20 protein-coding genes are annotated in these 23,355 nt (G+C 53.6%); 18 read left to right on the top strand and 2 right to left on the bottom strand.

What is annotated here, in order from left to right; translation table 11 throughout:
- Window positions 1-288 precede the first annotated feature (288 nt).
- The 9 genes from NSU14_RS27335 (at window position 289) to thrC (ending at window position 10,547) form a co-directional block, all read left to right on the top strand.
- Window positions 289-1,380 carry an ABC transporter substrate-binding protein gene (locus NSU14_RS27335; protein WP_042133730.1) on the top strand — a complete coding sequence of 364 codons (1,092 nt, stop codon included), beginning with the start codon at window positions 289-291 and terminating at the stop codon, window positions 1,378-1,380.
- 2 nt (window positions 1,381-1,382) lie between these two features.
- On the top strand, window positions 1,383-2,363 hold the full coding sequence (locus tag NSU14_RS27330; protein ID WP_076247255.1) for a nucleoside hydrolase: 981 nt from the start codon (window positions 1,383-1,385) through the stop codon (window positions 2,361-2,363).
- A complete protein-coding gene (locus NSU14_RS27325; RefSeq protein ID WP_039310210.1) occupies window positions 2,356-3,174 on the top strand; it encodes an ABC transporter permease in 819 nt (272 codons plus the stop codon). Before NSU14_RS27330 ends, NSU14_RS27325 begins: the two co-directional genes overlap by 8 nt.
- 4 nt (window positions 3,175-3,178) lie before the next feature.
- Window positions 3,179-3,967 carry an ABC transporter permease gene (locus NSU14_RS27320; RefSeq protein WP_340947912.1) on the top strand — a complete coding sequence of 263 codons (789 nt, stop codon included), beginning with the start codon at window positions 3,179-3,181 and terminating at the stop codon, window positions 3,965-3,967.
- A 30-nt stretch (window positions 3,968-3,997) separates the two neighbouring features.
- On the top strand, window positions 3,998-5,071 hold the full coding sequence (locus NSU14_RS27315) for an ABC transporter ATP-binding protein (RefSeq protein ID WP_042133735.1): 1,074 nt from the start codon (window positions 3,998-4,000) through the stop codon (window positions 5,069-5,071).
- 22 nt (window positions 5,072-5,093) lie between these two features.
- The gene (locus NSU14_RS27310; RefSeq protein ID WP_340947910.1) at window positions 5,094-6,815 is read left to right on the top strand and encodes an adenine deaminase; all 1,722 of its coding nucleotides are present in this window, start codon (window positions 5,094-5,096) and stop codon (window positions 6,813-6,815) included.
- Window positions 6,816-7,803: 988 nt separating this feature from the next.
- On the top strand, window positions 7,804-8,349 hold the full coding sequence (locus tag NSU14_RS27305; RefSeq protein ID WP_042133741.1) for a hypothetical protein: 546 nt from the start codon (window positions 7,804-7,806) through the stop codon (window positions 8,347-8,349).
- 94 nt (window positions 8,350-8,443) lie between these two features.
- Window positions 8,444-8,938 carry a CYTH domain-containing protein gene (locus NSU14_RS27300; protein ID WP_042133743.1) on the top strand — a complete coding sequence of 165 codons (495 nt, stop codon included), beginning with the start codon at window positions 8,444-8,446 and terminating at the stop codon, window positions 8,936-8,938.
- 220 nt (window positions 8,939-9,158) lie between these two features.
- A complete protein-coding gene (thrC, locus tag NSU14_RS27295; protein WP_340947909.1) occupies window positions 9,159-10,547 on the top strand; it encodes a threonine synthase in 1,389 nt (462 codons plus the stop codon).
- Between the two features lie 441 nt (window positions 10,548-10,988).
- On the opposite strand, the gene NSU14_RS27290 is transcribed toward thrC, so the two are convergent.
- Window positions 10,989-12,275 (bottom strand): PucR family transcriptional regulator, encoded by a 1,287-nt coding sequence (locus NSU14_RS27290; RefSeq protein WP_340947908.1) that lies wholly within the window; start codon window positions 12,273-12,275, stop codon window positions 10,989-10,991.
- 119 nt (window positions 12,276-12,394) lie between these two features.
- Here NSU14_RS27290 and NSU14_RS27285 point away from each other — a divergent pair, with 119 nt between their 5' ends.
- From NSU14_RS27285 to NSU14_RS27245, 9 genes are all read left to right on the top strand, one after another.
- The gene (locus tag NSU14_RS27285) at window positions 12,395-14,335 is read left to right on the top strand and encodes an NAD(P)/FAD-dependent oxidoreductase (RefSeq protein ID WP_340947907.1); all 1,941 of its coding nucleotides are present in this window, start codon (window positions 12,395-12,397) and stop codon (window positions 14,333-14,335) included.
- A gap of 24 nt (window positions 14,336-14,359) precedes the next feature.
- A complete protein-coding gene (locus NSU14_RS27280; RefSeq protein WP_083705687.1) occupies window positions 14,360-15,181 on the top strand; it encodes an acetoacetate decarboxylase family protein in 822 nt (273 codons plus the stop codon).
- A 75-nt stretch (window positions 15,182-15,256) separates the two neighbouring features.
- Window positions 15,257-16,033: an SDR family NAD(P)-dependent oxidoreductase gene (locus NSU14_RS27275; RefSeq protein WP_336102344.1), complete on the top strand. Its 777-nt coding sequence runs from the start codon at window positions 15,257-15,259 to the stop codon at window positions 16,031-16,033.
- Window positions 16,034-16,347: 314 nt separating this feature from the next.
- Window positions 16,348-17,334, top strand: a complete 987-nt coding sequence (locus NSU14_RS27270) for a Gfo/Idh/MocA family protein (RefSeq protein ID WP_042133752.1) — start codon at window positions 16,348-16,350, stop codon at window positions 17,332-17,334.
- Between the two features lie 57 nt (window positions 17,335-17,391).
- A complete protein-coding gene (locus NSU14_RS27265) occupies window positions 17,392-18,267 on the top strand; it encodes a radical SAM/SPASM domain-containing protein (protein WP_042133754.1) in 876 nt (291 codons plus the stop codon).
- A gap of 101 nt (window positions 18,268-18,368) precedes the next feature.
- Window positions 18,369-19,043, top strand: a complete 675-nt coding sequence (locus tag NSU14_RS27260) for a response regulator transcription factor (RefSeq protein ID WP_042133756.1) — start codon at window positions 18,369-18,371, stop codon at window positions 19,041-19,043.
- Entirely contained in the window at window positions 19,040-20,407 is a 1,368-nt protein-coding gene (locus tag NSU14_RS27255) for a sensor histidine kinase (RefSeq protein ID WP_340947906.1), read from the top strand. Before NSU14_RS27260 ends, NSU14_RS27255 begins: the two co-directional genes overlap by 4 nt.
- Before the next feature lie 105 nt (window positions 20,408-20,512).
- Window positions 20,513-20,989: a hypothetical protein gene (locus tag NSU14_RS27250; RefSeq protein ID WP_340947905.1), complete on the top strand. Its 477-nt coding sequence runs from the start codon at window positions 20,513-20,515 to the stop codon at window positions 20,987-20,989.
- 717 nt (window positions 20,990-21,706) lie between these two features.
- Window positions 21,707-22,645, top strand: a complete 939-nt coding sequence (locus NSU14_RS27245) for an alpha/beta fold hydrolase (protein WP_340947904.1) — start codon at window positions 21,707-21,709, stop codon at window positions 22,643-22,645.
- 96 nt (window positions 22,646-22,741) lie between these two features.
- Here the strand turns inward: NSU14_RS27245 and NSU14_RS27240 are convergent, their stop codons facing one another.
- Complete coding sequence (locus NSU14_RS27240) at window positions 22,742-23,245, bottom strand: hypothetical protein (RefSeq protein ID WP_042133764.1); 504 nt, start codon at window positions 23,243-23,245, stop codon at window positions 22,742-22,744.
- Window positions 23,246-23,355 lie beyond the last annotated feature (110 nt).

Here is a 23,355-nt window from a genome sequence, read left to right as displayed (position 1 = left end):
TCACGGATTTTTGCTTTTGATCTATCTTAAGCGAAGACCGTCCTTCTATAACGGGGTAGCTCTTTCCTTTGTTTATACAAAGAAAGGTGTTCTTGTTCCTACAAGAATGCTTTTCTTTTTTTTGTGAAAAAATAAGGCAAACCAAGTTTTTATTACCAACAGGGGGTGCTGCTGATCCGTTGTCTGCTGCCGATTGCTTAATGGAAGACTGACAGAACATGCCGTTTGTATAGGATGACCGCTGGAATTGTACCGCATATTTAATTACATTTGGGAGGTTATTTACTAATGAATAAATTAATGACTACAGGCCTTGCTCTTGCTTTGACTTCTCTGCTTGCCGCTTGCGGCAACAACAATACCGCTGCGACAAACGGCGCCGGTACGGACAATGCAGCTACACCGGAAGCAACATCTGGGGGTGCGCCAACGGAATTAGTGGTCTCAACCTGGGGATTCTCGGAGGACTTCTTCAAGGAATCCGTCTACGCTCCATTTGAGAAAGAGCATAATGTCAAAATCGTCGTCGAGATCGGCAACAACGCCGAGCGCCTGAACAAAATCCGTCAGGGCAGCTCCGATGTCGATGTAGTCTATCTGTCTGACTATTATGCGCAGCAGGCTATCAATGAAGGTCTGTTCGAAACGATTGACCGCAGCAATATTCCGAACATCGATAAGATCTATGATATCGCCAAAGCGCCGCTCGGCGAAGAATATGGTCCGGCGTACACCGTTGGGCGTCTCGGAATTGCCTATAACCCGGCACTTGTTGAAGGAGAAGTCGGTTCATGGGCAGATATGTGGAGTAAGTTCGACAAGAACCTGGCGCTGCCGGCGATTACTGCCACAGCGGGTCCAATGATTGTGGATGCGGCATCGCTCGTGTCGGGCGGTACAGAGTTCAATGAAGACGGAGCCTTCACGAAGCTGAAGGAGCTGGACAGCAATGTGGTCAAATATTACTCCCAGACTTCGGAGTATGTAAATATGTTCGGCCAGGAGGAAATTGCCGGCGGTCCGATTATGGAAATGTACTTCAAGGATCTCCAGGCAGCCGTGCCGGATGCCAAGTTCGTTGCACCGTCTGAAGGTGCTTATGCCGTAATGAATACGGTCAACGTGGTCAAAGGCAGTGACAATAAAGAGCTTGCCGAAGAGTTCATCAACTGGCAGCTGAGCCAGGAAGTGCAGGAGAAATCGGCCAAAGCCAAAGTCGATTCCCCGGTAAACACAGAGGTTGTGCTAACGGATGAAGAAGCAGTAGGGGTAACGTACGGTGCAGAGGTAATCAGCAAGCTGCGCAAGCTGGACATGTCCTTCGTGAACGAGCATATCTCCGTGTGGACAGACCGCTTCAACCGTGAGATTGGCGGCTAAGGATGACTGGACGTAAAAAAGTCATTCTCGATGTAGATACAGGGGTGGATGACGCGCTGGCAATTATGCTGGCCGTCACGAGCGGACAGTTCGATATTCTGGGGATTACCACAGTCAGCGGCAACGTTTCGCTGGATCAGGCGACCCTGAATACCTGCAAAATTCTGGAGCTGCTCGGCGTATCCGGGCAGATTCCGGTCTTTCGCGGAGCGGACAAGCCGCTTGTCCGTGATACCGTGTTCGAGCACCGTGTGCACGGCTCGGACGGCATCGGCGGTGCACTGCGCGGCATGACGGTAACCAAGCGGGCGGAAGCAGAGCGGGCGGAGGACTTCATCATCCGCCAGGTGCTGGCGCATTCCGGTGAGGTCACGCTGATTATGACCGCGCCGCTGACCAATCTGGCGCGCGCGCTGCACAAATGTCCGGAGCTTACGCAGCATGCCGCCGAAGTGATTGTGATGGGTGGTGTGGTGCAGGGCTTCGGCAACATCACGCCGACCGCGGAATACAACATGTATGTCGATCCGGAGGCGGCCAAGCTGGTGCTGGCTGCGGGCTTCCCGCAGCTGACGCTGGTCGGGCTGGATGTAACCCGCCGGGCGCTGCTTAGCGCGGAGGATATCGCGAAGCTGCGTATTCCAGCGGTTCGCGAATATGTGGAGCAGAGTACGGCGGACTACCGTACGCGCTATTTTGAACGTAACGGTGTGCAGGCCTGTGCGCTGCATGATCCGCTGGCGGTAGGTGTGGCGCTGAACCGGGAGTTTGTTAATGTGCAGAAGTATTACGTGGACGTGGAAACCCGCAGCGAGCTATGCGACGGGCAGACGGTCTGCGATTTCCAGAACAGGCTGAACAAGCCGGCCAATGCCGGCGTCTGTCTGGAGGTGGACGCGCCGGCTTTTCTGGAGTACTTCATTAATAGCCTGAATAGCTTGAATCAAGAACCGAAGAAGGACGGGAGTCATGAGAATGAATAAAAGAGTGCTGCTTCTCCTGCTGCCGGGCCTCTTATTCCTGGCGGCCTTCATGCTGGTCCCGATCACGCTGACCATTGCCTCCACCTTTGTGCAGGACGGAAAGCTGACGCTGGAAGGGTATTTGTATTTTTTCCGCGACGGGTACTTTAACCGCATCCTGCTGACTACGCTCCGGGTAAGTGTGGTGACTACGCTGGTCTGCATGGTGCTCGGGTATCCGGCGGCTTATTATATCTCGCGGGCCAGCGCGCGTAAGAAGAGCCTTCTGCTTGCGCTGTCGATTTTTCCGCTGCTGACCAGTCCCGTTGTGCGCTCGTTCAGCTGGATGATTATTCTCGGCAAAAAAGGGCTGATCAACTCGTTCCTGGTGAACACAGGATTGATCGCGAAGCCGCTCGACATTCTGTATACGCCGACCGCGATGATGATCGGGCTGGTGCATCTGTTCCTGCCGCTGATTATTATTACGCTGCTCGGCGTGATGGAGAATCTGGACCATGAGCTGGTCCGGGCGGCGCGCAGTCTGGGCGCTTCCCCGTTTGCGGCGTTCCGCAAAATCACCTTCCCGCTGACCGTGCCGGGACTGATCATCGGCGGGATTCTGGTCTTCGTCGGCAGTCTCACGGCGTATACCACGCCGGCGCTGCTCGGCGGTAAGGAACGGGTGGTCTCCACCTTCCTGTATCAGAATGCCATGACGCTGAATGATTGGCAGGCGGCTTCGGTGATTGCGGTAATTATGATTGTTATTACATTTGTGGTGGTTGGGCTGATGAATGCCTGGGCTAACCGCCTGAATCCGAAGGGGTGAGAATATGAAGGAAGGTAACCGCATGCTGTCCCTGTACACGCTGCTGGTCTTTATTTTTCTGCTGGGTCCGCTCGTGATCATCTCCATTACTTCCTTTGAGCCGGGCACGGTCCTGAAATTCCCCCCGGAGGGCTTTTCGCTGAAATGGTACAAGAACATCTTTGAGGTCAGCGCCTTCATGGAGACCTTCAGGACTTCCATTGTCATCTCGCTGCTCGGCAATCTGCTGGCGCTCCTGCTGGGTGTGCCTGCGGCTTACGCGCTGAGCCGTTACCGGTTCCGCGGGCGGGACACGCTGAATGCGGTATTCCTGTCGCCGGTGCTGATTCCCGGGATTGTGCTGGGCTTCACACTGCTGCGTTATCTGATTGTGGTGTATAATCTGCCGATTGTGGCGGGGCTGCTGATCGGACATACGGTGATTATGCTGCCTTTTATTATCCGGGTGATTGCTTCGAGTCTGGAGAAATTCGATTTCGCGGTAGAAGAGGCGGCGCAGAGCCTGGGGGCGACCCGAGTATACACTTTCTTCAAAGTCGTGCTGCCCAACATCCGGTCAGGAATTCTGGCGGCTATTCTGATCGCATTCCTGGAGTCGTTCAATAATGTGGATATTTCCGTGTTCATGACAGGCCCGGGGATCAGTACCCTGCCGATTCAAATGCTGACCTATGTGCAAAATTACTTCGATCCCACGATTGCCGCGATTTCGGTCATTCTGATGGTGCTCACGGCAGCGCTGATGTTCATCATCGAGCGGCTGATGGGCTTCGCCTATTTCACCAAACGATAACCTATTCAATGATAATGGGGGCCTAGAGCAATGTCACTACTCAGTCTTGAACATGTATCGGTTGCTTATGACAACCGTTTGATCTTAGAGGATTTCAACCTGTCGCTGCAAAAAGGCCAGCTGCTCTCCCTGCTCGGACCCAGCGGCTGCGGTAAAACAACCACACTGCGGCTGATCGCCGGCTTCCTGAATGCCGAGGCAGGGAATTTCATGTTCTCCGGCAAGGATTATACCAAGGTTCCGGTGGAAAAGCGGAATTTCGGCTTCGTGTTCCAGAGCTATGCGCTGTTCCCGCATCTGTCGGTGTTTGACAATGTGGCGTTCGGCCTGCGGCTGCGCAAGCTGAAGGAAGCGGAGGTCAAAAAGCGGGTGAACCGGATGCTGGAGACGGTCAGCCTGGGCGGTTTTGAATCCAGACTGCCGGGCGCCCTGTCCGGCGGTCAGCGCCAGCGGGTAGCGATTGCCCGGGCGCTTGTCATCGAGCCGGATCTGCTGCTGTTCGATGAGCCGCTGAGCAATCTCGATGCCAACCTGCGGGTCAACATGCGGGTGGAGATCCGCCGTATCCAGCAGGAGCTCGGCATCACCACCGTCTACGTCTCCCATGACCAGGAGGAATGCTTCTCGATCTCCGATCAGGTCGCCGTTATGAATAACGGCAAGATCGAGCAGCTGGATCATCCGGCGAACATCTTCAAATATCCGGCCAGTGAATTTGTGGCCCGGTTTATCGGGTTCGGGAACTTTATTGCTTTTGACGGACGGAATGATGAAGGTTCGGATATTGAGCTGAGCCGTGGTGAGCTGAAATTCCAGGCGGCTAAGCGGCCGGGCGGCGAGGGAAATACCGGGCTGCTGGGTGCGATTCGCCCTGACGATCTGCAGTTGCTTGGCGGCGGCGTGGCGGATACGGGCACAGGCATGGAGGGGAATGTTTTGACCGGTAAAGTGCAGGTCAGCACGTATCTCGGCCGCAGCTACCAGTATCAGGTAGAGACTGAGCTTGGGGTATTCACGGTCAATCAGGAGATGGAGCAGCCGTTCATTCAGGGACAGCAGGTCACGGTTTATTTTCCAAAAGAGAAGCTGGTGCTGGTGCAGTAGCGCGTCATAAGGAGCATACACGATGAATACAGATCAACTTATACTGAACGCTAAGGTCTACAACAGTTACTATAAAAGATTCGAGACGGCGAATGTGGCCGTTAAGGAAGGACGTTTTCTCTACGTAGGTCCTCTTGGTGCAGAGACGTTTGTGGCTGCCGAGATCATTGATGCTAAGGGGCAGTATCTGGTGCCCGGCCTCATCGATATTCATCTGCATATTGAGAGCACGATGATTACACCGGAGACGTTCTCCTACGGTATTCTGCAGCACGGGGTAACCACGATTGTTCCCGAGCCGCATGAGATGGCCAATGTGTTCGGGGTAGAGGGCGTCCATGAGATGATCCGGGCCAGCCGGGATTGCCAGGTGGACATGTTCTATGCGATTCCGAGCTCGGTGCCGGCAACTCCGCTGGAGACTACGGGAGGCTCCATTGAGATCTCTGATATCGACGAGCTGATGGAGACGCAGCGGATGATCTGCCTGGGCGAGGTCATGAACTTTGTGGATGTGATCCGTGATCCTGAGGGGAAAAGCAACCGCATCCTCCAGCATGTCCGCAGCCGCTATCCGGGCCTGGTCATTGAAGGGCATACGCCGAAGCTGCTGGACCTCGATCTGCACCGCCTGATCTATGCGGGGATTGATTCCGATCATACCCACCAGAGTATCGAGGGGCTGACCGCACGGATCGCAGCCGGAATGTTCATCGAGATCCAGGAGAAATCGATGACACCTGAAGTCGTGGAGTATCTGATCGGTCATCCGGTCAGTGAGCATTTCTGCTTCGTGACGGATGATGTCATGACCGATTCGCTGGTGCAGACCGGCCATCTGGATCACCTGGTCCGCAAAGCCATCGCCATGGGCATGACGCCGGAGGACGCAGTCTATGCGGCTACGTTCACCCCGGCGCGGCGGATGAAGCTGGATGACCGCGGCGTAATCGCACCGAACAAAACCGCCGATTACCTCCTGCTGTCCGATCTGGACAGCTTCGCGATTGAGGCGGTGTACAAGCGGGGCTTGCAGGTCTTTGACCGCAAGCGCCCGCAGGCACAGGTCATGAGTGAGCCGCAGTTCCCGGCTCACTTCTATAAGAGTGTGCAGCTGGAGCCGCTGGCGGAGGCTGACTTCACGGTGCCTGCTGCGCTACCGGACGGCTGCTACGGCGCCCGCGTGATGATGGTCAACAACGTGTCCACGTTTACCGAGGAGAAGCATGTGGAGGCCGGAGTGAAGGACGGCCTCCTGCAATGGGAGGAGACCGGCTGCGGTCTCATCGCGACCTTTGAGCGGTACGGCAAGAACGGCAACCGCGCCTATGGCCTGATCGGCGGAGACACGATCAAGCGCGGCGCGGTCGCGACTACGTATTCACACGACAACCACAATCTGCTGGTTGTCGGACATAATGCGGCGGACATGGTACTGGCCGCCAATACAGTGATCGCCGGGCAGGGCGGCTTCTGCGTCGCCTGCGGCGGCGAGGTGCTCGCGCTGCTGGCGCTGCCAGTCGGCGGCATCCTGACCGAAGCGCCGCTGACCGAGACTGCGGAGCAGGTGCTGGCGCTGCGCACGGCGATGGAATCGCTGGGCTACAATCACTACAACCCGATTATGTCCATCAGCACCCATTCGCTGCCGGTCAGCCCGGCGCTGAAGATCACGGACCACGGCCTGATTGATGTCGGAGCCGGCAAGGTCGTGCCGCTGCTATTCCCGCTTGGAGACGAGTAAGGGGAGCTGGGGATTGCAGCGGGATTAGGCGTAAGAGTTGGCAGAGGGGCTAGCGGGGGAGCTGGCGGAAGAGCTGGAGGAGAAGGGTGTCCCGATGGGATGCCCTTCTTTGTTATTCAGCAGTACCTCTGTATTCACCGCCTGAAGTGGGCTGTATGGAAGAATGAAAGGGATAAATCCCACTAAATCTGCTAGAAGTGGGCTGTATGGAGGAATGAAAGGGATAAATCCCACTAAATCTGCTAGAAGTGGGCTGTATGGAGGAATGAAAGGGATAAATCCCACTAAATCCGCTAGAAGTGGGCTGTATGGAAGAATGAAAGGGATAAATCCCACTAAATCCGCTAGAAGTGGGTTGTATGGAAGAATGAAAGGGATAAGTCCCTTTGAATCCGCGGGAAGTGGGCTGGAGAGAGGAATGAAGTTCGCCGGAAGTGGGCGTCAGGCGGGAACGAGGTGCATTAGTGCCCCTAAATCCGCCGAAAGTGGGCGGCGGGCGAGAATGAGGGGCAAAAGTGCCCCTGAATCTGCCGAAAGTGGGCCTTAGTGGGATCGCCGGTGGAGTGAAGCGGACTGAGATTCCGTTATCTTGTGACTTCGGGCTTAAAATGAGGGATTTCGGAACACATAGCGGAATCTCAGTCCGATTGGCCAGTGATTTCGCCTGATCTGACCAAATAACGGAATCTCATTCCTCATACTAGTCGAGGGGTGGCAAAGCCTTAGCAAGTCCCGCCGTCCCGCCAAATCCGGCAATCCCCGCCGTCCCGCTAAGCCGCAGCTCTCGCAAGCCGCAGCTCCCGCCAATCCCTCACCCATACTTTATGCTTCCGCTAACATCCACCCGCATTTGCCCAACGAGCGGTTTTGTACCTGTACACCCGGGCAAGAGCGGGTTTTAGCATACATAGCTGGCAAGCGAGGTTTTTACTGTAACCAATATTGTATATAATGGAAGCAATGCTTGATTTCGGAGGAGGTGCTTGGAGTGACGGAGACGGAACGGTTGAACGGGCCGGAGAATGTGGAGCAGCCGGGAGAGCGGGGAGGGCCTGGAAGGCGGGGGAAGCCGGAAAAGCGGAAGAAGCTTACGCTGGGCCGGGTCTTCCTGATTATTTTCCTATTGGGGCTTGCGGTTTATCACGTAGGTACGATTGTACAGATGTTCACCTCTTTCGAGGCAAGGGTGTCCAGCCGCATCAGCCTGCAGGATATCACCTCGATAGAAATTACCCGGTCTTTGCCGGAAACGGCTGATGACGTCGTGGTCACGGTGACCGATCCGGCAGAAATCGCGGGGATCATGAATGCTTTTGCCGGCGTGAAGTTAAGAAGCTCTTATGCTTCCCATGATTTCACCAGAAGCTACTGGATTCATATCGATGTGAACAAATACTACCGATTCTCGATTAGAGTGGATGACGCCAAGTATATCTCAATCGGTGACTCCTCCCGGCGAGACAAGTACAGCAGCGGATCTTTTAAAATCATCAACGATTATGACATCGGGTCGATCGACCGCCTGTTTCCGTGAGAATCCGCCGCTTCCGGTTGACTTGCGTAGGACCCGCCCCTATGATGATAAATAATATGTAACATTAGGCTCGTACACAGAGGAGAGAAACAGCATGGCTATGGAGATTGAACGCAAATTCCTGCTGCCGGAATACCCGGAGCGGCTTATTGAAGAAGGACAGCTGAAGGTGCTCACCCGGCACAGCATTGACCAGACGTATTTAGCGATTGAGGACGGGCAGGAGCTGCGGGTACGCAAAATTACCGACCTGGATACGGGCGAAGTTTCTTATACACATACGTTCAAGGATGGCAAAGGCATCAGCCGCCAGGAGATCGAATATTCCATTTCGGCAGGTTTATATAATCAGATGATCGAGGCTGTGAAAGCTGTAGCACTGGTCAAAACCCGCATCACAGGCGTATGGAACGGCACAACGGTGGAGATTGATCTCTATACTCAGCTGGAGCTTACGGTGCTGGAGGTTGAATTCGATTCGCTGGAGGAAGCGGAGAGCTTCATCGCCCCGGAATGGTTCGGCCAGGATGTCAGCACAGAGAAGAAGTACAGCAACAAAACCGTCTGGAAGCAGCTGCAGAACAAATAGTGTCCATAGGCATAATGCGGTGAATAGGATACGGGCGAAACTTCGCTTTATTTTAAAAATAACGCCAATAATTAACGGACTTTAACGCGTAAACGTGTTACTATGTAAAGTAAAATTAAGCACCATATAAGCCGAACTTAATAATGATGGCGAGTATTGTTATATGGTCAGTTAATATCAGCAGGTTAAATAAAGAGGGGTTCAGGAGGATGAGGCGGGTATGGAGTATGTAAGTACAAGAGGCAAGGTGGAAGCAAGAGGCTTTATTGACACGGTTCTGATGGGGCTGGCGGATGATGGCGGGTTGATGGTGCCTTTTCAGATTCCTGCGGTTTCCCCTGAAAAGCTTGAAGAATGGAGAAGCCTCAGCTTCCAGGAGCTGTTCCTTGAGATTTTCTCCTACTATACCAATGACGAAATTCCCTATGATGACTTGAAAGAAATGGTCTACACCAGCTACGGCAATTTCCGCGCTCCGGAAGTCACGCCGCTGCACAAAGTAAACGACTCCCTGTATGTGCTGGAGCTGTTCCACGGGCCTACGTTTGCCTTCAAGGATGTGGCGCTGCAGTTCATGGGTGAGCTGTATTCCTATATTGCCAAGGTACGGGGCGAAATTATCCATATTCTCGGCGCAACCTCGGGCGATACCGGAGCGGCTGCAATCCAGGGCGTACGCGGCAAGGAAGGCATCAAAATCTGTATTCTCCATCCGCATGGCAAGGTCAGCAAGGTGCAGGAGCTGCAAATGACGACCGTGGATGACAGCAACGTGCTGAACCTGTCCGTAGAGGGTAACTTCGACGATTGCCAGAAGATCATCAAGGAGCTGTTCGCCGACCTCGACTTCAAGGGACGGTATCACCTGCGGGCGATCAACTCGATCAACTTCGTGCGTATTCTGGCGCAGACGGTCTATTATTTCTATGCCTACCTGCAGCTTCCGGAGAGTGACAAGAAGAAGGTGAATATCAGCGTGCCTTCGGGGAACTTCGGCAATATTTTCTCAGGCTTCCTGGCGCAGAAAATGGGGCTGCCGATCCACAAGCTGATCATCGCCACCAATGAGAACAACATTCTCGAACGGTTCGTGTTAACCGGCGAATACAAACCGGGCAGCTTCACGGGCACCTACAGCCCGTCAATGGATATCCAGGTAGCAAGCAACTTCGAGCGTTATCTGTATTATTTGCTCGGTGAGGATACAGTGAAGCTGTCCGGATATATGGCTGCGTTGCAGAGTGAGGGCGCCATCACGGTTGACGGCGAACTGTTTGCCCGGGTGCAGGCCGACTTCTCGGCGCTGGGTGTCAAGAATGCGGAATGCCTTGCGACGATCAGCAAATACGAGCAGGAATCCGGCTATCTGCTGGACCCGCATACGGCATGCGGGGTTGCGGCTTACGAGAAATTCAGCGCCCCGGGTGAGACAAGCATCGCCTTCGCGACAGCGCATCCGGCCAAGTTCGACGAGGCGATTGCCCTGACCGGCATCAAGCAGGAATTCCCGGCGCAGATTGCTGCCCTGTTCGAGCTACCGCAGCATCAGGTTGTGGTCGATCATGATAAGGCGGAGATTGTGCGCCAGCTGCAGGCTTTTTACGGTTAAAAAGGTTCGGGGGTCTATACAGGTCCCGCTCTCTGAATAGGAATAGTACAGCCCCCGCTCTCCTTCTGGAGCGGGGGCTGTTTATGTTCTGTGCTTAGTGTCTTGTAACGAATAGTGCTATAGCCGCCGCGCTGCATCAATGCTGCGGCTAGTCTCGGGGAGACTCTATATAGTTATGAAATCCGGCCAGGCAGCTTCCTGGCTGAGTAAGAGCGTGGGCGTGTGTATGAGTAAGAGGAGGGGGATGGATAAGAGTGTGCGTGTGTATGAGTAAGGGTAAGCGCATCGCCCATCAAGCCAGCGTTAGCAGCAGAGCGCACCGCCCAGCAAACTTGCTTGGCAGCCTTCGCCGCCTGTCAAGCCAGCATTGGCAGCGCCCCGCCCATCAAGCCAGAGTTAGCAGCAGATCCTCGCCACCCGGCCAATATACCGGGCCTTCCCTTACCGCAAAGGCAGCGCCTCTTGCTGCGCTTGCTGCTCCCGGGCCTTGTCGCAGAAATCGGCGATTTTGTAGGAAACGTAGTAGGCGAGCATTTTCTCAGAATCGCTGAAGCCGGTCTCCAGCAGTCTGCTGATCTGGTCGAGCTTGTACCGGAGGGTATTCCGGTGAATGTACAGCTCTTCGGAAGCGAGCTGCATGTTCCGGTTATGCTTGAGATAGATGTAGAAGGTGTGGTACAGATTGGACTGATGGGCGGCATCGTATTCCTGCAGCTTCCGGAGCTCAGGATGGCGGTAGCGCTGCTCGCCGCCTGACAGCACCTCTGCAGGCAGCAGCTCGTAGAGCTGGACATCGGCATAATAGGTCAAATGGCGTTCCGGGCAGAGAATCCGGCCGATCCGGATAGCGCTCTGCGCCTGAAGATAGTGCAGTCTGCACTGATTGAGACTGGAGAATATGCTGCTGATTCCCAGACTGACTCCGGTCTGGACGAGGAATTCCTGCAGCGGCCCGAAGGCGAGCTCCCGGGAGAGGCTGCCGTTATGAATCAGCACAATCCGTCCCTCATAATAGGCGCAGGGACTGCCGGGAAATAAAAGTTGCAAGCGCTCTCTTAAATAGTCATCATAACGCCCCGAATCGACGTATCCGGTCAGATCGAACAGCAGCACAAGCAGGTCCTTCCCGAGCCTTAAGTCAGCTGACTGCAGCCGCTCCTGAAGGGTATTGCTGTCCTGCAGCTGCAGCTCCAGCAGCCCGCAGATGATATCCTCTACTTTTATATTCTTGGCGTTCCGGTAGTAGCTGCTCTTGCCCATTTCTTCGGCAAGCACGGTGGCGGTGAGGGACAGCAGTTCACTGTCTATGGGCCGAAAGGGATGTTTGCAGCCCAGGAGCAGCACATTGCCGATTGGTTTGCCGCCTACTTTTATTTTGGAGATCAGCTTGGTGTTGGAGGTTTCTTCACAGGCCACTTCGTAGGAAGCATCGCTCTGCTTGCCCCGCCGGACACTCTCCATTCTGTTCACAGCCGCAATGAAATCATAAGAGCAGTACCCCTTGCGGATGTTCTCGCTCCAGATGTAATCATCGATATCCTCACGCCCGGAATGGGCGACAATTCTGAAGCTTGCGTCAAAAACAATCACGGGATTGTGCAGCAGTCCTGCAGCTGTCTGTACAATGCCGGCAAGGCCGGCCCCTGAGATGTATGCCGTGAATAAGGCTGCGGTGAAATGCTCGGTTTCGAGTCTGTCACGCTGCGGTTCATTTAAGGAAATATCCATTGGTATCGCCCCCTTATTATCATAGTGCACTGTGCACTATAAAGAAGTGATTTTTGGCGCTTGTAAATATATTCACAAAGTCTCGGCGGACTTACACTAAGGGTGGAGGTGCTGAGCAGATGAAATACGAGAAACTGTTTGCAGCAGGAAGAATAGGACGCCTTGAGCTTAGAAACCGGATTGTGATGCCTGCTATGGGCACATCACTGGCTACGGCCAGCGGCGAAGCCTCGGATGAGATGATTGCTTACTATGAAGAACGTGCTGCAGGGGGCTGCGGTCTGATTATTACGGAGATTACCCGCGTGGACAATGAGACGGGAGTGGGCACACCCAATCAGCTGAACGCAAGCGACCTGCTGTATGTTCCCCGCCTGGAAAAGCTGGCCCGGGCTGTACACCGCCATGACAGCCGGATATTCCTACAACTCCAGCATCCGGGCCGGCAGAATCATGGCCGACTAATCGGCGGCAAGCAGATTGTCGCCCCGAGTGCAGTCATGTCCTCAGCCATCGGTGAAATGCCCCGGGAGCTGGCGACAGAGGAAGTGGAAGTGCTGGTGGGCAAATTCGTCTTCGGGGCGTACATTGCCCAGCTGGCAGGAATCGACGGGGTTGAAATTCACGGCGCCCACGGCTATCTGATCGGTCAATTTCTCAGCCCGCTGACCAATCTGCGGACCGACAAATACGGCGGAGCACTGGAAGGCCGGATGCGGTTCCTGTGCGAGATTGTGCAGGGGATCAAGAAGACCTGCGGAGCAGGCTTCCCGGTCTCTGTGCGGATTGACGGGGATGAATTCGTGCCGGGCGGGATTACGCTCGAAGAAGCGCTGCTTACCGCGCAGCAGCTGGAGAAGCTCGGTGTGGACTGCATTAATGTAAGTGCTGGCACTTATGAGTCGTCGAATACGATTATCGAGCCGATCTCCTATCCGCAGGGCTGGAAGAAGCATCTTGCCGCCGCAATGAAGCAGGCCGTGCAGATTCCGGTCATCGCCTGTGATGTGATCCGCAAACCGGATTTTGCCGAGAGTCTGCTGGAAGAAGGCAATACCGATTTCGTGGCGCTTGGCAGAGCATTGCTGGCTGATCCGCAGTGGGGCAATAAGGCTGCGGAAGGCCGGGAAGCAGAGATCAGAACCTGTATCTCCTGTCTGTATTGCATCCAGGAAGTGATGGAGTGCAAGGTGATCAAGTGTGCGGTCAATGCCAGGGCAGGCCGGGAGCTGGAATTCCCTGAGCCGCAGCAGAACGGAGACGGCAGAGTCGTGGCCGTGGTCGGCGGCGGACCGGCAGGCATGGAGGCAGCGCGGGTTCTGGCGCAGCGGAAGTTCAAGCCTGTGCTGTTCGAGGCGCGCGATGTGCTGGGCGGCAGTGTGGAGCTGGGCAGCCGTCCGCCGCTGAAGGAGAAGCTGAACTGGTTCCTGGACAGCATGGAGCATCAGCTGGAACAGCTGCATGTGGATGTGCGGCTGTCAGAGAAGCCAACGCTGGAGGAGCTGCAGGCGCTTGACCCGTACGCGGTATTCGTAGCTGCCGGGGCCCGGCCAATTGTTCCGGCAATCCCCGGAGTGACTGGTGAGCATGTCAGCACAGTGGTGGATGTGCTCAGCGGGGCGGCAGTAATCAGGGATAAGCGGGCTGTGGTAATTGGATCAGGAATGACAGGTCTGGAGACGGCGGAATATCTGGCTGAACAGGGGAATCAGGTCACTGTGGTGGAGATGCAGCCAAGGGTCGGACCCGATGCCTATCTGCCGAACCTGATCGATATCGTCACCCGGCTGAAGAAGAACGGTGTACAGCTGCTGGCCTCAACGAAGCTGGTGGAGGTGCGGGAGGGTGCTGTAGTGCTGGAGAATGTATCAACGGGTGATATTTCCGTTCAGGATACCGATGCCGTAGTTCTGTCCATCGGTGTTAAGCCGGAACGCGGTTTCGTGGATGAGCTTAAGCGGGCGATGCCGCAGGTGAAGGTGCTTGGCGACGCCGCGAAGCCGGGCAGAATTGGCCAGGCCATTCAGTCCGGCTTCGAGACCGCTTATGTGCTGAAGTAATACCAATTCGAGGAGGGATCATGTATGGGGAGTTTTGTGAAAAGCCTGGCCGATATCCGGCAGTACGGAGGCAAACCGACGACCTTTTATGATGCGGAGATGCTGACGGTCTACTGGGAGACGAAGCCGGAGATTATTGAACGGCTGCTGCCGAAGCCGCTGAAGCCTGCGGGCCGGCCGCTGGTGAATGCCTTTATAGCCGATTACCCGGCAACGAATTTCTGTCCGCCTTACCGTGAAGCCGGATTGTTCGTGCTGGCCGATTACAACGGGGAGCTGGGCAACTATTGCCTGTCGATGCCGATCACCAGCGACATTGGCATGGCGATGGGCCGTGAGGTGTGCGGGCTGCCGAAGAAGATGGCGGATGTCCGCATGCAGGTAGAAGGTGACTCCATCAGCGGCTCGATCGGCCGGCAGGGGATTGATTTTTTCAGCATACACGCTCAAATGGGTGAAGTCTTCAATGATCCTGAAGCTGAAGGGATTCTGGAGCAATTCTACGGCAAGGACATCCCGCTGTACAATATCAAATATTCCAATGCGGTGGACGGAAACGGGTTCGACCTTATGCCAATCCTCGTGACCCAGCGTCTGGTCAGCGACGTCAAGGTGTATAAAGCTGCGGAAGCATCGGTTATGTTCCAGGAATCCCCGCATGATCCGTGGAGTGAGCTTGAAGTCGTTAAGATGCTGGGAGCCGTCTATACCGTCAGTACCAATGTGCTGGAGAAGGGTAAGGTGCTGGAACCGCTCCATCCGATGGAGTTCCTGCCCTACTGCTATCTCCGCTGGGACTGGTGGGAGAACAAGCTGCAGCCTGAGACTGCGGAGAGCTCTTTATAAAAGGAAACATTGGTGCAGGTACAAAGACGGAGACATTCATGGTTATAGCCTAATCTGACAAATTTGAGGAGGATTATGATGATCAACCTTTTTGATTTAACAGGCAAGACAGCCATTATTGCCGGTGCGTCCAGCGGAATCGGTGTGCAGTTCGCTGACATGCTGGCTGATCAGGGTGCGGATGTGGCCATACTGGCCAGACGATACGACAAGCTGTCAGCAGTGGCCGAAGAGCTTCGCGCCAAATATCCGGAGCGGCGGATTATCCCTGTTGAATGTGATGTTAGAAAAGAAGATGAGATTATCGCCGCAGTCTCTAAGGTGATGGAGACTTTTGGCCAAATTGATATTCTGGTGAACAACGCCGGTGTGGTGGACTCTGTGCCGATTGATGCGCTGGAGGAAGAAGCCTGGGACCGCGTTCTCGATACGGATCTGAAGGGTGTCTTCCTGATGTCGAAGCATGTCATCCGCCACATGAAGGAACGCAAATACGGCAAAATCATCAATACCGCCTCCATGCTGGGCCTCACGGCATCGGCTTCGATTCCTACCCATTCCTACAATGCGGCCAAAGGCGGAGTGATCCACCTGACCCGGGGTGTGGCGGCTACGTATGCCAAGCACGGCATTACTGTGAATGCGATCGGCCCCAGCCTGTTCCATAGCGAGATGACGGAGAACACATTGTTCACCGAGCAGGCGCTGCGGATGTACAACGCGGTCTGTCCGATGGGCCGGCCCGGCAATCCGGGGGAGCTGAACGGGGCGGTGCTGTATTTTGCCTCGGATGCCTCCAGCTACACTACCGGTCAGACTCTGTTTGTAGACGGCGGCTGGACGATTGTATAGAAGCTGCATCGTATAGAAGCTGTATAAAAGATTGCATAAACACTGCATAAACATTGCATATTAGACGAAGCGCCTGCATTTATGCAGGTGCTTTTTTTCACAAGCGGAATCTAGCGGAATTTGTCGGAAATTACGGCTGAAAAGTGGACATACCTACCACGGAATGAGAAAATAGCAGTTATAGATCAGTATGACATGCTGAAACCCTTCTGCTGTCCTGAGTAAGGATGGGATAGGCTCGGCGGTAAATAGAAGGATATTTAATTGTGTTCGGATATATAGTCTTATATTTATAAAAAAGGACGGGATCATTCATGACAATTCGTTTCGGGGTCGTAGGCACTAACTGGATTACTGACCGCTTCGTTCAAGCCGGACTGGAGAATGAGGAATTTATCCTCACAGCCGTGTATTCCCGTACAGAGGAGAAGGGACGGGCTTTTGCCGCAAAATATGCAGGAGCTTCGATCTATACGGATCTGGAGGAGATGGTATCCGGCGCAGAGGTGGACGCGGTCTATATCGCCAGCCCCAATTCGATGCATGCGGAGCAGTCCTTAATCTGTCTGAACCATGGCAAGCATGTCATTTGCGAGAAGCCGGCTGCCTCTAACAGCACAGAGCTGAAGGCAATGATTAACGCGGCGCGCAGCAATGATGTGCTGCTGATGGAAGCGATGAAATCAACCTTTATGCCGAATTTTGGCGTAATCCGGGATAATTTATATAAGCTGGGTCAAGTGCGGCGATATTTCGCCGGTTATTGTCAATACTCATCGAGATACGATGCTTACCGCCAGGGCACGGTGCTGAACGCCTTCAATCCGGAATATTCGAACGGCTCGCTGATGGACCTGGGCATCTATTGCCTGTATCCCATGGTGGCGTTGTTCGGCAAGCCGGACTCGGTGAAGGCAGTGGGCATGATGCTCTCCTCCGGAGTGGACGGCGAAGGCAGTATGGTAATGCGTTATCCGGATATGGATGCCGTGGTCATGCATTCCAAGATCGCCGACTCTTATCTGCCGGCTGAGATTCAGGGTGAGAACGGGACGATGGTCATCGACAAGATCAACCAGCCCTATCAGGTCAAAATCCATTACCGTGACGGCACCATCGAAGAGCTTACGCTGCCGCAGGTGTTCGAGCCGATGTATTATGAGATTCAGGAGTTCATTCATCTCTTGAAGAGCGGCCAGCGGGAGAGCGGAACTAACAGTCATGCCAATTCATTGGCGGTTGCCGAGCTGATGGAGGAAGCAAGAAGCCAGATCGGCCTGCGCTACGCCTCGGATCTATAGCTGTACGGGCATGTACGGCCTGAATTAGGATGTACGACTGGAAAAGGGGAGCGGAACTTGAAGACTTTCAAAAAGGTATACATCGAGATTACAAGCGTCTGCAACCTGGCCTGCAGCTTCTGTCCGCCAACCGAGCGGCAGAAGAATTTCATGAAGCTGGAGACGTTCAATACCATACTCGATGAGATTAAACCGCATAGCAATCATATCTACCTGCATGTCAAAGGCGAGCCGCTGCTCCATCCGAAGCTCGGCGAGCTGCTGGATGCAGCGCATGCCAAAGGCTTCAAGGTCAACATCACGACCAACGGCACGCTGATCCATAAGGCGGGGCCGAAGCTGCTGGGCAAGCCGGCATTGCGGCAGATGAACTTCTCGCTGCACAGCTTCGATGGCCATGCGGGCTCCGAGAACCGCGAAGGCTATGTGTCGGAGATTATCAGTTTCGTCCGGGAGATATCCGCCCAGGGCGTCATTGTCTCGTTCAGGCTGTGGAACCTGACGGAGGACAACCGGACGAATCTGGAGAAAAGCCGCAACCGCGAGACGCTGGCTCTGCTGGAGGAGGCCTTCGGGCTCGACTTCCGGATTGAAGAGAAGGTCGTCCCCGGCAGCGGGGTGAAGATTGCCCCGCGTGTCTATCTGAACCAGGATCACGAGTTCAGATGGCCGGCTCTGCACGAGCCGGAGGACGACGGCAAGGGCTTCTGCCATGCGCTGCGCAGCCAGGCGGCGGTGCTGGTGGACGGCACGGTTGTGCCGTGCTGCCTCGATGGCGAAGGGGTAATCAACCTTGGCAACATTCACGAGAAGCCGTTCTCCGAGATTGTTGAGGGTGAGCGGGCGAACAACCTGTTCTATGGCTTCTCCCGCCGGGAGGCAGTCGAGGAGCTGTGCCGCAAATGCGGGTACCGGCAGCGGTTCGGAACTTAGCGGGTTAGCGGGTGCTGGTGAATACAGGAAGCTGCCGCAGGGGAAGTTAAGCTTATTTCTGAATATCATTACAGGCCGGACAATGCGAAAAGAGGGAACGGATGCCTACTATACTTGTTGCAGACGACGATGCGAACATCCGCGAACTCGTCTGCCTATTTCTGCGTAATGATGGATACACAACAGCTGAAGCCGCGGACGGCAAGGAAGCACTGGAGGTCTATGCCAGAGAGCATGTCGATCTTGTCGTGCTCGATATTATGATGCCGGTGATGGACGGCTGGACGCTATGTAAGGAGCTTAGAAAAGCCGATCCCGATCTTCCGCTGCTGATGCTGACGGCCAGAGGCGAGACATGGGAGAAGGTGAAGGGGTTCGAGCTGGGCACGGATGATTATCTGACCAAGCCGTTCGATCCGCTGGAGCTGACGGTCCGCGTCAGGGCGCTGCTCAAACGGTACCGGATTGGCAGCGCACAGATGATCCGGATCGGCAACACTACCCTTGACCGGCAGACTTACAAGGTGATCAGCGGGACGGAATCGCTGTCGCTGCCGCTCAAGGAGTTCGAACTGCTGTACAAGCTTGCCGGGACACCCGGACAAGTCTATACGCGTGAGCAGCTGATCGATCAGATCTGGGGAATAGATTATCCCGGGGATGACCGGACGGTAGATGTGCATATCAAGCGGCTGCGGGAACGGTTTACGGCTACACCTGATTTTCGCATCGAGACTGTGCGCGGGCTGGGCTACCGGCTTGAGGTTACCGAATGATCAAATCCTTATATACCCGGGTTGTCCTGACCTTCCTGGTCTCCGTAATCGGGGGTACGGTTATTTCCTTTTTTGTGGCTACATGGCTGTTCAGAGATAAATTAAACGAGAATCTGCAGCTCCCCCTGCTGCGCTTCGGACAGGATATTGTGCGGATCTATGACGCCTTCCCGCTGAGTGAGGCAGATGCGTTCGTACATGGAATGCAACAACTTGAATCCTACCATATCCGGATTTATGAACAGACGGGCCAGTTTCAGTCTTTCGGGGAGCTGCATGAGAATAAGCCGGTTAACGTGACCACGGAACAAGTGAAGCAAGTCTTGTCCGGGAAAATTGTTCAGCTTAATCCAACGGGGATTTCCACTACGCTCTTAGGGCTGCCGCTCACAACTGAAGCGGGGACGAAAGCGATGTTTGTAGAGCCCATCGGTCCTCCTTCCACCTCTTTTGTCCTGACATGGATTCTGAACTTCTCGATCTATTCGCTGGTAGCAGGAAGTCTCGTGATTCTGGTTGCTGCCATGTTTCTGGTCCGGCCGATCAAAAAGCTGACCAACGCGACCCGGCGGATCGCAGCCGGAGATTTCAATGTGAAGCTGAATATTAAGCAGAAGGGTGAGCTTGGTACTTTGGCACGGAGCTTCGAAGAGATGATGCGTGATCTGCAGCAGCTGGAGCAGATGCGCAGGGAATTCGTCACCAATGTGTCGCATGAGGTTCAGTCACCGCTGACCTCCATATCCGGGTATGCACTGGCGCTTAAGCAGATGAATATCCCGGAGGGCGAGCGGAACCGATATCTGGATATTATCATCAGCGAAGCGGAGCGGATGTCCAAGATGAGCGACAGTCTGCTGAAGCTGAGTCTGCTGGAATCGCAGTCCCGGCAGCTGCAGTTCACCACATTCAGCCTGGATGAACAGATCAGACGGGTAATCGTTGCACTCCAGCCGCAATGGTCGGCCCGCAGCATCAGCTTCGAGCTTCATCTGAAGGCCGTCCGGCTGACGGCTGACCATGATCAATTCAATCAGGTGTGGACGAATCTGCTGGGGAACAGCATCAAATTCTCCAGGGATGGCGGCGTGATCAGCGTCAGTATCAAGCAAGATTATAAGAACGTGACCGTGCGGATATCCGACACGGGCATCGGGATCTTGCCTGAGGACCAGAAGCGGATCTTCGAACGGTTCTTCAAGGCCGACCGTTCCCACAGCCGCCAGTATAACGGAAGCGGTATGGGACTGGCCATTGTTAAGCAAATCGTCTTGCTCCATCAAGGTGATATCCGGGTGGAGAGTGAGCCGGGACGGGGCGCGAGCTTCATTGTCACCCTGCCGGTATCTGCACCGGCGGATTAGTCTGTTCATGCTGAGGCAACCTGCTCAAGCTTTGGCTTGTGCAGGTTGCCTCAGCTTTTTTTCATTGACTGGAAAATCATGCTACTCGTCTATTGTGGATAATATGTGCATAATATTGTGGATAAGTTACATTGGAATTTGGAGCAGGAACCTTCTCTGGAGGCCGATTGTTGTTCTTGTATCAGAAATCCCTCTGAATCCGCCGAAAGTGGGCGGCATGGGGAAATTAAAGGGATAAATCCCTCTGAATCCGCCGAAAGTGGGCAGTATGGGGAAATCAAAGGGATAAATCCCTCTAAATTCGCCGAAAGTGGGCGGCAAGAGGAAATTAAAGGGATAAATCCCTCTGAATCCGCCGAAAGTGAGTGGCATGGGGAAATTAAAGGGATAAATCCCTCTAAATCCACCGAAAGTGGGCGGCACGGGGAAATTAAAGGGATAAATCCCTCTAAATCCGCCGAAAGTGAGCGGCATGGGGAAATTAAAGGGATAAATCCCTCTGATTCCGCCGAAAGTGGGCGACATGGAGAAATTAAAGGGATAAATCCCTCTGAATCTGCCGAAAGTGAGCGGCATGGGTAAATTAAAGGGAAAAATCCCTCCGGTTCCGCCGAAAGTGGGCGGCACGGGGAAATGAGGGGCAGAAGTGCCCCTGAATCTGCCGAAAGTGGGCGGCAAGCAGGGATGAGGGGCAGAAGTGCCCCTGAATCCGCCGAAAGTGGGCGGCAAGCAGGAATGAGGGGCAGAAGTGCCCCTGAATTCGCCGAAAGTGGGCGGCAAGCAGGAATGAGGGGCAGAAGTGCCCCTGAATCTGCCGAAAGTGAGCGGCATGGGTAAATTAAAGGGATAAATCCCTCTGAATTCGCCGAAAGTGGGCGGCAAGCAGGAATGAGGGTCAGAAGAGCCCTTGAGTCCGCCGAAAGTGAGCGGCAAGAGGAAATGAGGGGCAGAAGTGCCCCTCATTTCCCAGGGACTGCCCAGAAAGTATTCAGAGGGGAGTATTGTGAGGTAGCCGTAGTACCAGCATGAGCTGCACAGGCTGCATAAACACCACCCTGATTCACCCATAAAGGTGATTTTGTTCAAATATAAGAATTTATATGTTTCGCACGGTAACTTATCCTTCTATTGCTCGCTGAAACACCCCGTCCTTATAGGACGGCGTAGCCGTTTCCACTTGTATGCAGCTGTTCATATTCAGTTCATATTGCCGTCACGGGGAGTACATCTTCATTGTGTAAGCTTACCTTATTGGTTCGTAAGGATCTTAATCAAACGATAAGGACAGGTGCATGTATAATGAAAAAATGGCTTAGGGTTACGCTTAAATCTATTGCGGCCATAATGATCGCCATAGTGCTTTTTTTAGCTGTTGTGTTTGTAGTGAATATTATCAGCAGCAAATCGGAGCAGGGGAAAATTGAGTCTTACGGCCAGCTGGTGCCTGTAGACGGCAAAAAGATGAATGTACTGATTCAAGGGACGGGCGAGGAAACTGTGGTGCTGCTGCCTGGTTATGGCACGGGCGCTCCGGCACTGGATTTCAAACCTCTGATCGATGAGCTGTCTCCGCATTACACGGTAGTAGCGGTTGAGCCGTTCGGCTATGGATTAAGTGATGGAACCGATAAGGAACGGACTAACGATAATATTGCCAGTGAAACTCATGAGGCATTGCAGCAGCTGGGTATTAACCGTTACACGCTGATGGGGCATTCCATTGCCGGCATATACGGACTGGATTATGTGAACAAGTACACAGACGAAGTGACTGCTTTTGTCGGAATCGACAGCAGTGTGCCGACACAAGGCGGGATGGATGCTGAAATGCCCATCGGACTGTTTAAGTTTCTGGACAACTCAGGTCTGATGAGAATGCTCAAGAAGCTGAGCGGTGACCCGTATGCCGGACTGCCATATGATGATCAGATCAAGCAGCAGATGAAAATGATCTCGAATAAAAACTCCAGCAACGACACTACTATGAATGAAATGAAACATTTCAATGATAACTTTACAGCGGCTCAGGCTTTGGCATTCCCTAAGGAGCTCCCGCTGCTCCTCTTCATACAGGCTAATAATACAGATGTTGAGGGCTGGCAGACGCTGCATGAAGGGCAAGTGAAGGATTCTGTGCACGGCAAACTGATCCCGCTTGAAGGGGAGCATTACCTACACCACACCCTGTCTAAAGAGATCGTCCAGGATTATAAGGCGTTCATGGAACAGGTTAAATAATAGAAGCTTTGCGCTATATTCTGGTAAACAGAAACAGCGGCAGCCCGGGACAGTAACAAGTCTTGGATTGCCGCTGTTTTGTGATGATAATTGTAGTTAGCTTAGTTGATTATTTACGGGATTAAGAAACCAGGCAAGCTTCTCTTTATAGGCTTCAATGTCATGAAAAGTCTGAAGCTCATGCTCCTGTAACAATTGGTGTAATTCCACCAGCTTATTAATCAATCCCTCCGCAACACGTACGATATTGTCCCTTGTGAAAATGTACTTGGTGAAAGTAGCTTGTTCTGTACCCCAAATGACTGTTTCTTTCTTATACAGAACATCAATATAAAATCCTCCACAACCAAAAATACCACAAGAGCAGGTATACATCGGGATTCTCCCTTGACGGGTAAGGGATTCGAAGAACTCAGTGACTACAAATACTTCACCCTCGTCTTCATTTAACCTAAGTCCATTTACATATAGAGATATAGTTGAAGTAACTACCGGAGCTAATACCCGTTTATGCTTAGAGAGATTCGTATATTTCTTGGATATATCAATCAACATTTCAAAAGTCAGGGTGTCTAAGCTGTTATCTTCTGAAGCAGCCATATATCATTACCACCTTTAGATGGAGGTCTGAGCGGACTGAGATTCCCTTATTTCTCCAAAAAACCTCATAATAAGGCTGAAACGGACTGAGATTCCGTTATGTTGTTCTT

Source organism: Paenibacillus sp. FSL R10-2771 (assembly GCF_038000205.1).
GTDB lineage: Bacteria > Bacillota > Bacilli > Paenibacillales > Paenibacillaceae > Paenibacillus_AQ > Paenibacillus_AQ phytohabitans.
Note: the sequence above shows the minus strand (reverse complement) of the source record. Positions and strands in the feature narration are given on the sequence as shown.